The organism is Nocardia sp. NPDC006044 (assembly GCF_042871115.1).
GTDB lineage: Bacteria > Actinomycetota > Actinomycetes > Mycobacteriales > Mycobacteriaceae > Nocardia.
Window position 1 is genome coordinate 3,089,659 of the sequence record NZ_JBIAID010000001.1, and the last position, 14,186, is coordinate 3,103,844.

At 68.5% G+C, this 14,186-nt stretch carries 13 protein-coding genes; 7 read left to right on the top strand and 6 right to left on the bottom strand.

What is annotated here, in order from left to right; genetic code table 11:
• Nucleotides 1-90: 90 nt before the first annotated feature.
• Nucleotides 91-987 (top strand): aromatic prenyltransferase, encoded by an 897-nt coding sequence (locus ACFYO1_RS14230; protein WP_387230544.1) that lies wholly within the window; start codon nt 91-93, stop codon nt 985-987.
• Between the two features lie 3 nt (nt 988-990).
• On the opposite strand, the gene ACFYO1_RS14235 is transcribed toward ACFYO1_RS14230, so the two are convergent.
• Nucleotides 991-1,725 (bottom strand): MerR family transcriptional regulator, encoded by a 735-nt coding sequence (locus ACFYO1_RS14235; protein WP_387230546.1) that lies wholly within the window; start codon nt 1,723-1,725, stop codon nt 991-993.
• Between the two features lie 202 nt (nt 1,726-1,927).
• On the opposite strand from ACFYO1_RS14235, the gene ACFYO1_RS14240 reads away from it, so the two are divergent.
• Nucleotides 1,928-2,431 (top strand): hypothetical protein, encoded by a 504-nt coding sequence (locus ACFYO1_RS14240; protein ID WP_387230547.1) that lies wholly within the window; start codon nt 1,928-1,930, stop codon nt 2,429-2,431.
• Between the two features lie 138 nt (nt 2,432-2,569).
• Here the strand turns inward: ACFYO1_RS14240 and ACFYO1_RS14245 are convergent, their stop codons facing one another.
• The gene (locus ACFYO1_RS14245; RefSeq protein WP_387230548.1) at nt 2,570-3,034 is read right to left on the bottom strand and encodes a hypothetical protein; all 465 of its coding nucleotides are present in this window, start codon (nt 3,032-3,034) and stop codon (nt 2,570-2,572) included.
• A gap of 515 nt (nt 3,035-3,549) precedes the next feature.
• Between ACFYO1_RS14245 and ACFYO1_RS14250 the strand changes: the two genes are divergently transcribed.
• Nucleotides 3,550-3,930 (top strand): PLD nuclease N-terminal domain-containing protein, encoded by a 381-nt coding sequence (locus ACFYO1_RS14250; RefSeq protein ID WP_387230550.1) that lies wholly within the window; start codon nt 3,550-3,552, stop codon nt 3,928-3,930.
• Here ACFYO1_RS14250 and ACFYO1_RS14255 read toward each other — a convergent pair.
• The 4 genes from ACFYO1_RS14255 to ACFYO1_RS14270 form a co-directional block, all read right to left on the bottom strand.
• The gene (locus tag ACFYO1_RS14255) at nt 3,927-5,348 is read right to left on the bottom strand and encodes an MFS transporter (RefSeq protein ID WP_387230552.1); all 1,422 of its coding nucleotides are present in this window, start codon (nt 5,346-5,348) and stop codon (nt 3,927-3,929) included. The genes ACFYO1_RS14250 and ACFYO1_RS14255 overlap by 4 nt on opposite strands.
• A 145-nt stretch (nt 5,349-5,493) precedes the next feature.
• Entirely contained in the window at nt 5,494-6,507 is a 1,014-nt protein-coding gene (locus ACFYO1_RS14260) for a hypothetical protein (protein WP_387230554.1), read from the bottom strand.
• Between the two features lie 114 nt (nt 6,508-6,621).
• Complete coding sequence (locus ACFYO1_RS14265) at nt 6,622-7,053, bottom strand: hypothetical protein (RefSeq protein ID WP_387230556.1); 432 nt, start codon at nt 7,051-7,053, stop codon at nt 6,622-6,624.
• A gap of 25 nt (nt 7,054-7,078) precedes the next feature.
• Entirely contained in the window at nt 7,079-7,525 is a 447-nt protein-coding gene (locus ACFYO1_RS14270) for an ester cyclase (RefSeq protein ID WP_387230558.1), read from the bottom strand.
• Between the two features lie 324 nt (nt 7,526-7,849).
• On the opposite strand from ACFYO1_RS14270, the gene ACFYO1_RS14275 reads away from it, so the two are divergent.
• From ACFYO1_RS14275 to ACFYO1_RS14290, 4 genes are all read left to right on the top strand, one after another.
• Complete coding sequence (locus ACFYO1_RS14275; protein WP_387230560.1) at nt 7,850-10,459, top strand: AAA family ATPase; 2,610 nt, start codon at nt 7,850-7,852, stop codon at nt 10,457-10,459.
• Between the two features lie 61 nt (nt 10,460-10,520).
• On the top strand, nt 10,521-11,333 hold the full coding sequence (locus ACFYO1_RS14280; protein WP_387230562.1) for an adenylate/guanylate cyclase domain-containing protein: 813 nt from the start codon (nt 10,521-10,523) through the stop codon (nt 11,331-11,333).
• Nucleotides 11,334-11,449: 116 nt separating this feature from the next.
• Entirely contained in the window at nt 11,450-12,811 is a 1,362-nt protein-coding gene (locus ACFYO1_RS14285; protein ID WP_387230564.1) for a hypothetical protein, read from the top strand.
• Complete coding sequence (locus ACFYO1_RS14290) at nt 12,811-14,181, top strand: PQQ-binding-like beta-propeller repeat protein (protein ID WP_387230566.1); 1,371 nt, start codon at nt 12,811-12,813, stop codon at nt 14,179-14,181. Before ACFYO1_RS14285 ends, ACFYO1_RS14290 begins: the two co-directional genes overlap by 1 nt.
• Nucleotides 14,182-14,186 lie beyond the last annotated feature (5 nt).

Here is a 14,186-nt window from a genome sequence, read left to right on the forward strand (position 1 = left end):
GCCGGTCCGGCTCCCTTCGGGCGGCGCGAGCGCTATCGTGAATGCGCCCCACACCTGTCCTGCCCATTGCAATTCGAGGTGATGGTTTCCATGCGCGCATCCGGTGTCACCGCAGAGATCTTCCGGCGAGACATGCGCGAGTTCGCGCGCTTGGCCGAAACCCGTTACGACCCTGCGGTCGTCGACAGGGTGCTGGACGCGCTGGGTGACATGTGGGCGGACGCCTGGCTGGCGGTGCGCACCACGACGCATCCGGCGCCGGTTCGGCAGGTCAGTGCGCGGTTCATGAATCTACCGGCGGCGGCCGATCCGGTCGGCAGGTTGCGTGCCGCCGGGTTGCTCGAGTTCGTCGGGCACCCGATGGAGGAGCTGCTGGCGCGGGTCTCGGCCGCGGTGCCGGTGGACTGGGGCGTCGACCTCGCCGTCGATCGTGGCGTGCAGAAGATCTGGACCGCCTTTCCGGATCTGATCAGCGTCGACCGCATCGTGAGTTTTGCGGGCATGCCGAACTCGGCGCGTGCGCACGCCGAGTTGTTGAAGCGCTGGGGTGGTGGCGGAATTGCTTTGATGGCAGTCGATTTCGTCAACCGGACGCTGAATCTGTACACCCAGATCCTGGCGCCGGGGCAGCTCACCGCCGCCGGCATCGCGACGATCCTGCGCGAACTCGATTTCGTCGCCGCCGATGAGGGCGAGCTGGCCGCCGTGGGGTGGCCCTTCACGGTGTACGCGACCTTCGATTGGACCGCACCGAGTATTCAGCGGATCTGCTTCCCCGCCCGCTACACCGCGGAGAGCTTTCCGCCGATCGATCCGGTGTTGAGTCGCTTCGTCGAAGGCGCGCCGTTCGCCGGGCCGGGGCCGCGCGGATTCGCGTTCTATGCCGCCTATGGTCCGACCGGGCGGTACTACAAGGTCCAGGCCGACTACACCTCGGCGGCGCGGCAGACGCTGCCGGGTGGGGTCGGTGTGCCGCAGTCGCGGTAGCGGTCAGGCGCTGGACGGCACGTCCACGAGTTTCTCCATCCGGCGGATGACGTCGATCTGCGCGGGGTTGTACAGGTCCTCGACGGCGGCGCTGATCGTCCGGCCGGCGAAGGGCCTGCCGTGCGGGGCGTCGGTGATCGGCGCTCGAAGCCGCGGGTGGCCGTCGAGCAGCGTCTGAAAGGCGGGGGCCAGACGTTCGGCCAGCTCGGTGCGGGTCTGCTGATCGGCGTCGGGCGGCAGCCGATCCAGCTCGAGCACGCCGGGGTCGGCGTAGTAGGCCTCCAGGGTCTCGGCGTACAGCCGCAGCGTCGAGGGACCGAGCACCCGGGCGAGCACGACGAGCAGCGCCCGGTCGGCGTCCGGGATATCCGCCGCCGTGCCGGCCGCGGCCAGTACGCGCGGCAGATCGGTCGGGGTGGTCTCGCGCATGGTCAGCGCGAGTTCGGTCCGAATTCGTTGCAGCCGTTCGATGTTCGCGGCCATCTCGCTGTCCAGCGCGCGCAACTCGGGTTCCGGATGCGCGTCCGCGTCACCCAGCTCCGCGATCCGCGTCAGGGAGAACCCGAGATCTCGCAACCGTTTGATGCGCAACAACCGCACCAGGTGGGCTACCCCATAGCTCTTGTAGCCGTTGGACTTTCGCTCCGGCTCGGCCAGCAGGCCCACATCGTGATAGTGCCGCACCGCCCGCAGGCTCGTCCCCGCGAGCTCGGCGACCTGACGAGTACTCCACGCCACGACAACCTCCCTGGCTCGGATCCGCCGGCACGGTCATGCCGACGCGCCACCAGTCAAAACCATGCCCCCGCGTCACGGTCAAACCCCGTGGTCACCCGGCTCGACCCGGCGGAATTCAGGGAAGAGTTGGGGGATCATCCCGATACCCGTTCCGGCCCGACCGGATGAGGATCGATGGATCAGCTGATTCGGGAGGGATCCGATGTCGTCGACCACGGATGAACGGGCACGGACCGTGCCGGGCGGAAGGACGAATGCGCTACTGCTGGTGGCCGGTTCGGCCTCGATCATCTTCACCATCGGCACCGCACTGCAAGCGTTCGTGATCGTCAATCACGACACCCTGACCCACATGATGATCCTGGCCCACGCCGATCCCGGCGGCGCGGACGGATTCCTGACCGCCTTCCGTCTGGTCGGATGCGTCTACCTCATCGGAAACGCCGTGGGCATCCTGGCCCTCCGCCGCCGCCCCGTACCCTGGCTCTTCTGGCTCGTACTCGCCGTGAACGCCACCCAGGCGGCCGGCCTGAAAGCCGTCCCCCCGGAAATGTTCACCGCCGCCCGCGCCGAATTCGGCTGGCCCGGCCTGCTCCCCTCGCTGGTCACCGACGCCGGCGGCGCCCTCCTCGCCCTGACCCTCTTGGCGGCCTTCGCCATAACCCGCACCACCTGGGGCCAAGCGCGCCGCCGAGCTCAGCACTGAGAAGGTGTTTTCGAACTCCGACACCGGGCGCCGCCTATCACCCCGCTACCATCTGGATACCGGTAGCGGGGCGAAGTATGACCGGGGATTGCTCAATTAACTCCGGGCTCTCCCAATTCGAGTTGAGATCCCTTCGTGTCAATTGACGTGAGTCTGCACGGTGACGCAGGCCTGGAGCGGCGCGAGCCCGACGACTGTCACACGCGCAGTGACCGGAACGTCGTTTCCGGACAAAATATCATTCGGAGTGATGGTGAAACGGACAGTAACCTGCTGTCCTTGGGCAATCATCGAGGCCGGAAGAACCTGATTGATGTTCTCGGTGGTGTAGCCGAGATATGTCGACGTGACCAGCAAGGTCGCCGCCAGTGCGCTGACAGAAGGCGTCAAATCGATCTCGAAATCGTAACGCGCACCAGGGTTCATGCTCACTACGGCACCGGAACTGTCGGAGACGCGGACATCGTTGACCGTTCCGGCACTGCCGCAGTCGGTGAAGTTCACGGAGCCGGCATTCGCTGGGGATGCGAAAATCGCCGACAGTGCTACAGCCAGGAATAGTGCAGCAGCCGAAGCTGCGGACCTGGATTTGAGGAGAGACATGTCTCAGATCTTTCTTTGCGAGTTCGTTGTTTCTTACCGGATGTCCTCGCAATTGCTGCCCCGACTCGGCATGATCCATTTCATATGAATCGTGAGGCAAGGCGGATCGAGTGCGTCAATGTCTAGATTCGTCTTTCTGGAGTGGTTGTCACGTGCTGACGTATCGAAATCCGGACAAATGACGCTACTCGCAACCAATCGTTTTAGCTACCGTCCGGCATATTGCAAAACGGCTACGGTTCACTCGATTTGCGGGCCGTGCTGCCGGCCAACCGGGTGGCGGCCGCGGAGGAGGTAGCCGGCCACGCGGGGATGAAGGTGACGCGCGTCGCACCCGTCGCGCGAGATTCGGCGGTCGGATAGTGTGTGGCGCGAGGGGCGGCCGCGGGGGTTGATCGGGGTCGCCGAATAGTCATTGTTGCCAGTTTCGGGCAGGCATGCCCGGGCCGGTTGGGGGAGATTCGCCGCGAATCGCCACACGGACAGGTCGTTGGCTGGCGTACGAGGAGGTTTTCGTGCCATACGCGGTTGTGGGTCTGTTGACGCTTGCGTTGTGGATCTACTGTTTGATCGACATCATCACCTGTCCTGACGTGGGGATTCGGCATCTGCCGAAGATGGGGTGGCTGATCATCGTCATCCTGCTGCCGACCATCGGCGCGCTGCTCTGGTTGATCGCGGGTCGCCCGCTCAACGAGACTGGACCGCGCTCGACCACCAGCTATTCCGAGTACGACCGGCCCGGCCGGTACGTCGCCCAGGACCCCGAGGCCGACGCGGAATTCCTCCGCGGCCTCCGCGAGCGGGCCGAACAACAGCGCGCCGAAGCCCGCCGCCAGGAAGCGGCCCGGCAGAGCGATCTGGACCGCCGGCGCGAACAGGGCGAACAGCTCTAGCCGGGTTTCTCCTCGAGCCGGTCGCGCGCTCCGCCGACGCGCAGATCGGGCAACCGCGTCGCGATCTCCAGTGCGGTGATCACCGAGCCCTTGCCGTGCTCGGCGAGCTGCGGCGAAATGCCGAGATCGTGCCACTGCTCCGCGACGCGACGGCGAAACATCGAGCTCAGCACCGACCCCATCACCGCGACACCCAGCGCCACACCGACCTCACGCGTGGTGTCGTTGACCGCCGAACCGACCCCCGCCTTGTCCGGCGGCACCGTGCTGATCAACGCGTCCGTCGCCGGCCCGGTGGTCAGCGCCAGACCGACCGCGACGATCGACATCGCCAGCACGATCGGCCCGAAATACGGCGCGTCGACCGCGATCACGGTGGTGATGAGGAAACCGGCGCACATGCAGGCCAACCCCGAGGCCACCACGATCTTGTTCCCGATCCGCCGGGTGAGCACGAGCGCGACCGGCGAGACGGCCGCGACGCAGAGAGCGAACGGCAACGTCGCCACCCCGGTGCGTAAGGTGCCGTAGCCGCGCACGATCTGGAAGAAGAACATGATCATGAAGACCAGCCCGACCAGCCCGAAGAACGCGGTGGCGATGGCACCGCACGCCACGGCGAAGCGCGGATTGCCGAAGAGCGAAACATCCAGCAGCGGTGCGGGATTGCGCCGTTCCCAGCCGTAGAACACCGATAGCAGCACGGTCGCGGCCAGGAATGCGCCGACCGTCGTCCGGCTGGTCCACCCGTGTTCCGGCGCCTCGATAATGGCCCAGACGAACACGGTCAACCCTCCCGCGGCCGTCAGCGCGCCGAGCACGTCGAAGCGGCCGGGTCGCGGCGTCCGCCATACCGGCACGACGATCAGTGCAGCGACGATCGCGACGGCCGCGACCGGCACCGTGACCAGGAATACCGAGCCCCACCAGAAGTGCGCGAGCAACAATCCACCGGTCAGCGGGCCGAGCGCGATCGAGACCCCGGAAACCCCGGACCAGATTCCGATAGCCAATGCCTTTTCGCCGCGGTCGGTGAACACCGCCGCGATCACTGCCAAGGTGGTCGGATAGATCAGGGCCGCCGCGACGCCCATGGCCGCCTGCCAGCCGATCAACGGCCCGATACCGGTGCAGGTCGACGCCGCCGCCGACGACACGGCGAAGCCGGCCAGTCCGATCACCATCACCCGCCGATGACCGTACCGGTCCGCGAGGTAGCCACCGACCAAAAGCAGGCCCGCGAACGCGAGCACATACGCGTCGACCACCCATTGCAATGCCGTCGTCGTAGCGCCGAGTTGAATGCCGAGCTCCGGCAACGCGATATTGACGATGGTGTTGTCGATCCCGATCACCAGCACCGCCAGGCATACCGTGACCAGGATCAACCAGCGCGACGACCGTTCCAGTCCCATCATCTGCGACCACCTGATCGTCCGGTACGGATCGGTCCCCGGTCACCTCGACCGGCTGGTCTCACGGAATCGCAGCACCCATGCTATGCGGTATTTGCTGACCATTCGCCATTTCGGTGATCTGGTGCGGGACTCGGCGTCGGGGTGGCTAGGCCGAAGGCCGATTCCAGCGCCGTGCCAGTTCGTCGAGCCGATCGCGGATTCGCCGGATTCGTTTGTCCGGTGGCGTTTTCCAGGAGAACAGCGAGACCGTCAGGGGATTCAATCGGGTTCGCGCTGGATGTGGCACGTCCGGGCGTTGGAGAATGCCGCCGAGTTCGGGGCCGTAGCCGAGATCGACCACGATCTGGTCGGCGCGGTATTCACTGCGGGCGACGATCGGCCGCACCGCCAACGCGGCGATCTCGGGTAGCAGGCGCAACAGCAAGGCCGGCGCGAGGCCGACGATCACCGTGGCCGCCGCGAGTGTCGGGCAGGCGACGAGCACCCGGCTGAACACGGTCCATCCGGCTCGGAAGATCCGAGAACTCCGCCCGGACATCCGCCGCGCGATCGCATCGCCGATCGCGACGAGGCCCAAACCTGACAGCAAGGCGCGCTCGATCCACACCACCGGCAGGTTGTAGTGCCGGAAAGTCAACTGCCAGAACGCCGCTCGACCCTGAACGCGTTGCGCGAGTTGATGCGCGAGCGCCGCCTCCAGTTCGCGCGGGCTCAGCCGTCGCAGCGATTCGGGCGATGTGGTGATCATCCGGCTCGGCACCACGAACTGCCGGTCGGCCTCCTGAATCCACAGCGTGTACGACGCCGCGGAGACCCCGCCCTTGTGCGCGACCCGCGCCCACGCGGCACTCATCTTGCCTTGTTCCTCATCCGTCGGCTGCCGCACCCGGAATATCCGCGGCAGCCAGCGACGCGGCGGCGTCCGGAAGCACACCACGCTCCAGACGAAACACACCACAAACCACGCCGCGGGCAACGCGCCGGGTACGCCGACGCCGAGCGCGCGGCCGAGCCCGTAGAGCAATACCGTCATCGACGCCGCGGACGGTATCGCAGACAACAGCAGCACGATCGATGCCCGCACGCGGTCCGCGTTCGACCGCCGGGCAACTGCAGTTCCGCCTGGGTAATTCGCCTTGGCGATCACTTCGGAGGTCATGCCCGACCGTACAGCGGATTCCGGCCACACCGTTAAACCACCGGTGTGCACCCGGTGGCCGGCGGCTGGCCATCAGTGGCCGGGAATCGCCCCGTGACCAGGGCGGTCGAGCGGCTACCCTAATTCGCCGGCCCTGGCATCGGAGGTGTTCGTCTCACTCTGGACCGCGGCGGCATCGTCATTGCTGCCCGTCCCGTAGCGCCTGCGCAGCAGGTGGTGCGCGACCGCGAGGACGACGGCTGCCACTACGACGAGTGCGGCGAGGAAGGGGCTGATGTCCTTCGACAGACTCTGTGCGGGTTCGGACCGAAGTCGCCAGATGGCAAGGGGGACAGCGTAAGCCACGGCCAGCGCGGCGGCTAACCAGCGCAGTGGGCGCAACCGCGCGTCCCGCAGCGTGCCGATCAGCGCGATGACCACCGGGATCACGGCCACCATCGCGAACTGGCCGATGATCAGCACCGGCACCGCCCACGCCGAGATGAGGACGGATCGAGCGGCGGGATACCCATCGGCGCGGTCGTGCCGCGGTGTTCTGGTGAACATGTGCTTCTCCTCCGACTCGAGCTGCCTACAGCTGGACGCCGAGCGATCCGAGCAGCACATGGGTGTCCGAATTGACCCAGTACTCGACAATCAGGTTCCGCTCGATGCGCAGAATGTCGATTCCGGTGAAGCGGATGGCGGTGCCGACCGGGGCGGTCGCACCGGGAAACCCGCCGCCGTAGGTGCCCACGGCAATCCAGCGGAGCGCCAGCTGATCGCGGTCGATGACGGGGCCGACCTGCACGGTGAACACCAGCTCGGTGAACGCGGCACGAATCTGCGCGATCCACTCGACCAGACCGCCCGGCCCGGGCACCGCGCTCCCGTCGCCGCCGTCCAGCATCGAGGCGTGCACCGCGAACTCCGGCGCGACAATGTCGCCGACGGCCGCATAGTCGCCGTTCCAGAGAGCCAGCCAGCCCGCTACCAATTGCTGATAGTCGACGGCCTGGGTGGTGCTGTTCTGCTCCATGACGAACCCTTCAGATCACGTTGGCGGAGTTGCGGTTTCGAGTAGGCGGAGAGCGGCGGTCCGGCCGGCGGAGATAAGCCGGACCGCGTTCCCATGCCAGTCAGTTTCGTGGCGGCGGCGAGGTGCTCGCGTCGGTAATTCCTACCTATTGCCCAGGACGTGGTCCCGTCGGCGGCACCCGGTGACGAACGTGCCGAATAGCGGCTGCACGCGTGGTGACCGGGGCGGGGTGGCACGGGAGCGGCGGGCACGCCAAGATCGTCGGGTGATGCAGAGGTGCTGTGCGCTGCGGCGGACCGCGTCGAGGGTTGACGAGGGACGATCGTGAGCTATCTGGTCGGGCGGTCGGTGGAGACGGCGCGGCTGTTCGCGCTGCTGCAGGAGGCCCGCGAATCTCGTGGTGGCGCGGTGGTCGTGCTGGGGGAGGCGGGGATCGGCAAGAGCTCTCTGCTGGAACATCTGGCCAAGGCTTCCTCGGGTTTCATGGTCATGCGCGCCTCCGGCGCCGAGTTCGAAACCGAACTGCCGTATTCGGGCCTGCATCAGCTGTGCGCCCCGGTGCTCGAACACCTCGACGCGCTGCCCGCCCCGCATCGCACCGCGCTGCGGATCGCCTTCGGGCTGGAGACCGGCACGCCCGACCCGTTCCTGGCCGGCGCGGCGGCACTCGGCCTGCTGGTCGAAACCGATCGACCGCTGCTGTGCCTGATCGACGACGCGCAATGGCTCGACCACGCGTCGGCGCGCGCGTTGGCGTTCGTGGCCCGCCGGATCGGCGCCGAACGAGTCGCGCTGGTCTTCGCCGCGCGCGAAGCGCTCGCCGCGCTGGAGCAACTGCCACAGCTGAACGTCGAGCGGCTGAGCGAATCCGAGGCGCGTTCGGTGCTGGTTCGCGAGGTCCCGCCTTCGCTGGACGTGCGGGTGCGCGACCGCATCCTGGCCGAGGCCCGCGGCAACCCGCTGGCCTTGGTGGAGCTGCCGCGGACCGCGGGCCTGGCCGGCTTGGCGGGCGGTTTCGACCTGCCCGCGCCGCGCGTCGCCGAACGGAGTTTCCGGGCCCGCCTCGAGCAGTTGCCGCCCGAGGTCCGGCTGTTGCTGACCGTGGCCGCCGCCGAGCCGGTCGGCGATCCCGGCCTGCTCTGGGCAGCGGCCGCGCTCCTGGGCATCGAGGACGCGGCCGCCGGCGAGGTGCCGCTGGTCGAATTCGGCACCCGGATCCGGTTCATCCATCCGCTGGCCCGCTCGGCGGTCTACCACGCGGCCACCGCCGCCGAACGGCGGCGCGCGCACGGCGCGCTGGCCGAGGTGAGCGACCCGGTCGCCGACCCGGACCGGGTCGCCTGGCATCGCGGGCTGGCCAGCGCGGGCCCCGACGAGGAGGTGGCCGCCGCGTTGACGCACTCGGCGGACCGCGCCCGGGCCCGCGGCGGGCAGGCCGCCGCCGCGGCGTTCCTGGAACGCGCGGCCGCGCTGACCCTCGAACCCGGCAGGCGAACCGAGCGGGTGCTCGCCGCGGTCGAGGCGAAACTGTCGGTCGGCGACTTCGGCGTTGCGGCAGAACTGCTTTCGACCCTGGACTCCGAGGATCCGCGGGTCGACCTGCTGCGCGGCCGCATCTCGTTCGCCCGCTTCCGCGGCGAGGACCAGCCGACCGATCACCTGCTCCGGGCCGCTGCCACGCTGGCCGGCCAGGATCCGGTCCGCTCGCGTGAGTGTTATGTGGACGCGATCGAAATGGCCACGCTCACCGGCGGTCTCGCCACGGTGGTCGCCGCCGCCCGCACCGCGCCGCCCGGTCCGGAACCGCGGACGAGCGCGGACGTCATCCTGGACGGCATGGTCGCGCTGATCGGCGAGGGACATCAGGCCGCCGCGAAGCTGCTGCGCGCCGTCGTCAGCGACGGCTGCGACCCCGCCTGGTCCAGGTGGCCCACCCTCGGATATCTCCTGGCCCTGGAATTCTGGGACGGCGAGGCCATGCGCGACATCGCCGCCCGGGTCACCGAGTCCGGTCGTGAGCTCGGCTCGTTCCACATGCTGCCCATCGGTCTGGCCATGCTCGCCACCGTCACCACGCACGCCGGGGACCTCGGCGCCGCCACCGCGATGATCTCCGAGGAGGAGGCGATCGCGGAGGCCACCGGCGCCGCCCCGCTCGTCTACCCGCGAATTCACCTGGCGGCGTTGCGCGGCAGGCGAGCCGAGGCCGAGGAGTTGTTCGCCGGAGTCGGGCCGCACATGTCGTTGAGCGTGCAATACGCCACCGCGATCCTCAACAACGGCCTCGCCGACTACCCGGCCGCCATGCGGGCCGCCGAACGAGCCGTCGCCGCCGGCAGCCTCGGGACGGCCGGTCAAGCGCTACCGGAACTCGTCGAGGCCGCGGTGCGCTGCCGCGAATTGCCCACCGCGCGTGCCGCTCTCGCGGCGCTGACCGATCGGGCCTGCGCAGGTGGTCGACCGTGGGGTCACGGAGTCGAAACCTACGCACAGGCTTTGGTTGACGACGACGAGGACACCTACCGGAAAGCCGTGTCGCTGTTGGCCTCCGGCAACCCCGTCTGGGCCGCTCGCGCCCACCTGGTCTACGGCGAATGGCTGCGCCGCCAAGGCCGCCGCCGCGACGCCAGAACCGAACTCCGCCTCGCCCACGAGGCGTTCTCGGACTTCGGCGCCGAGGCCTTCGCCGGCCGGGCCGCCGCCGAACTCCGCGCCACCGGCGAGCAAACCCGCAGCCGATCCACCGCCACCGCCGAGACCCTCACCGTGCAGGAGATCCACATCGCCCGCCTGGTGGCCGACGGCGCCACGTCCAAGGAGGTAGCGGCCAAACTCTTCCTGAGCCCGCGCACCGTAGACGCCCACCTACGCAACATCTTCCGCAAATTGGGCATCAACTCTCGCAGGCAACTCCGCGACTCCGGACTGCGCTGAATCCGCTCCGGTCGGCTAGGGTCGGATGCGCTCCGACCGACCACTACCTGCGACGGATCCCATGATGATCGAGCTCGTACTCGCCGCGATTGCCGCGGTGGAGGCCGCCGGTCTGGCGGTGTTGTCCGTGCTGCTCACCCGCAGCCGCCGCGAGCTGGACGAACTGCAACGCAAGATCGACAGCAGGCAACTGCTGATGATCAGCGGCAAGGAGGCGGTGAAGACCGTCTGGGATACCGCGAACCTGTTGCGCAAGAAGGGCTTCCGGGGCGCGGTACTCACCTCGATCGAGAACCTGGCGGGCTGGGCGCAGGTCGAACGACCGGACCTGGCCGGCCTGACCCCGGACGGGCACGTGGTGATCATGTTCTCCGACATCGAGGGCTCCACCGCGCTCAACGAACGGCTCGGCGACCAGGCCTGGGTCAAGCTGCTCGACCGGCACGACCGGCTGATCCGCAGCTGCGTGACCAAGCACGACGGGCACATCGTGAAAAGCCAGGGCGACGGCTTCATGATCGCGTTCGCCGAACCCGAGCAGGCGGTCCGCTGCGCCCTCGGTATTCAGGGCGCACTCGGCAACGGATCCAAACCCATTGGGCGCGAACGTGTCCGGGTGCGCATCGGCGTCCACATGGGCAAGTCGGTCCGTCGTGGCGACGACCTGTTCGGCCGCAACGTGGCCATGGCGGCCCGGGTGGCCGGGCAGGCGAACGGCGGCGAGATCCTGATCAGCGAGACGGTGCGCGACGCCATCGCCGACGAACCGGACATCGCGGTGACCGACCGCCGCGACGTCGAACTGAAGGGCCTGCACGGCACCCACCACCTCTATACCGTCGACCGCGTGCGGTCGGAGCAGCGGCCCCGGTAACCGGCGCCGCGAAAGGGCGACCTCGATGCCTGCCCGGTTCGCGCATGCCGAATCATGGACGGGTTCCGCGTGTGACCGACCGCATCCGGACTCGACGGACAGGGGCGAGACAGCAGATGGACAGTGGCGAGGAGCGGGACGAGCGGGAGCCGTCACCGCGGATGACCGGCTGGACGGTGGCGCTGATCTGTGTGGCGATCGTGGCCGGCGGCGTGCTCGTCGGCGGGTTGCTGCATCGCCGGGAACCGGAACTGACCACCGCGCCGGTGGTTCCGTCGACAACCACGGCCGCGCCGGAGATCGACAGTTCCTATGTCACTCCGCCGGTCGTATACCCCGTGGACATCCCGGGGTGCGCGGTCGTCGAGCCGCCCACGTCGGGTCCGTGGATGCAGTTCGCCACGGCGGATCCGCAAAGTTACGACAATCCGGCCTATCCGTGGTTTTCCGGCCGCAAAGCGATGGCGATGTCGCAAGCGCTACAGGACGCACTGCCGGATGCGGTCGAGGTCGGGTTCGCGCCCGTCGACCAGCAGCTGCTCTTCGAGCCGATCTTCGATCCGGCCACCGATTCCGGTGAGCGGCCGGGTGCCGCGGGCTGGACCACGGCGCACGGGCCGCTGCTGCGCGGCGGCAAGCCGGGCCAGTTGATGGTCTCGGTGAAACAGTCCACGGCTCCGGTTCCGCCCTGCGTCGCGGGCGATCTCGATGAACGCCGTCACCTTGCGGACGGCACGACCGTCGATGTGCACGACACCTGGAGCGAGAGTCGCGGGATTCGCACGCTGTCTCGTTCCGCGCACGCGTACCTGCCCGACGGCACGGTCGTCACCGCTTCGGCGACCGATGACGGCACCGACGGCAGTAGCCGTTCCGGCACGGTGCCGCTGTCCATCGACGATCTCGCCGCGGTCGCCACCGCCGCCGGACTCCGCGTCACCACACCGGTCCCGCCGGGCACACCGGACGTGCCGGTGTCCTGCCACGGCGGGCCGGAGGCCGGCCGCACGATCGATGCGGCGGCCGCCCGGCAGCTGGATGCGGTGCTGGCGCGCATCCCGTTCGACGGTCTCACCTTCGATCGGCCGCTCGGTCGACTGCGGCCCGGAGACTTCGCCGGGCATGGGGTGTGTCAGGCCGTGCGAGTCACGACTCCGGGACGCGAATCGGTGCTGAGCGTGACAATCGCGGCGGGACAGCGGGTCTCGGAGACCACGGCGCCCGGTTTCAGCGGTGAGCGCGTCCAGTCCCGGCAACTGCCGGACGGGACGGTCGTCGAGAGCCGGGAGTATCGGACCACGAAGTACGCGAACGAAACAGGCGCACAACCCGTTCCGGAGACCAGCCGCATCGTGACGGTCACCCGCGGGTCGGGCACTCAGGTCACAGTGCGTTCCGACGCTGAGGGTGCCGCCGACGCGTTGCCGCTGGCACAGCTGGAGGCAATCGGTACAACCCCGGGCCTCGAGGTCCGGTGATGGCTTCGATCCCGGGCCTGCGCGGCCTGATTCTGGCGGCCACCGCAGCGGTGATAACCAGTGCCGGAGCGGTTTTCGTCCTCATCCAGCCGGCAGACGAGACCCGCAAGATCACCGGCACCGTCGACGCGGCGCCCGGACTGGCCTGGTCGGTCACCGCCGCCACCGACGGGCACCCGCAGGCGGAGTTCCGTAATCCGGTCGGCGGGACCGAATTCGACGTCGGCGGGGCGGGATTCGTCGATGCCGGTGACACCCTGGTCACCGTGACCGGCACCTCGAACGGCGGTATGGCGCTACAGGATCCGACGATGGTCGGAATCGATGCGACGACCGGCGCGGTGCGCTGGCGAACGCCCGCGGCGGACCTGGGGGGTTGCGGTCGCGTCCCCGTCGGCGGCCGCCTCGTGTGTTTCGCGGCCCCGGCCACCGGGAAAGGCGCCCTGGTCGGGTACGACGTCGACAGCGGCGAAGTCACCCGGACACCCACGGACTGGCTGGTTTTCGCGCTCGCGACCACCGCCGATCGGGTGTACGTCGCCGAGGGCGATGTCGAGTCCGACGACGTCCGAGTACATGCCGGAACCCTCGACCGTCCGGAGGCGAATTGGTCCCAGGCGTTCCCCATGGGCACCTCCTGGGAAGACGTCTCGGCCGACACGCTGGATGTCGCCCACGGACAGGGCCTGCTCACCCTCGGCGCGCACGCCGCCGGATTCGACCTCGGCACCGGCACGTCCACCTGGACCACGGACCTCGCCGGATGCGCGAGTACCGAAGCGACGAGCGCCGCCCTGGTCATCCGGACCGCCGCCGACTGCTCCGGCAACGGGATCACCGGCACCGACATCCTCGACCGCACCGGACGCGTACTCGCCGCGAGCGATGCCACCGCGACCCACTCGCTTTCGCTCGACCAACCCGCCGACGACACCATCCCCGTCCTGCTCGGCGACGGCGCTCGCGATCGCCACACCGGGACGGTGGTGTGGACCAACCCCGATCTCGTCGCCACGAACGGCACCGCGATCGCCGTCCTCGGCGACGTCGCACTGCTCCGAGATGACTTCGCGCACAACATGACCGGGCTCGACATGCGTACCGGACGCCGTTTGTGGCGGATCGATACCCAGCGTTCCGGCACGGCGGACGCCTGGGACGGACACGTCGTCGTCCTCTCCGACGCCACCGGTCTCTGGGCGATCGACCCGAGAACCGGCGCGACGATCTGGGACATCCCATTCCTCGCCGTGCACGACAAGCCCGAAGCGATTACCGGCGGTGGGCAATTGGCTGCCCGCACGAACGGCCGCTATGTCTACGCCTCCATCCACACGATGATCGGCCTGCGCCCCCTCGACCATCGATAGGTGTG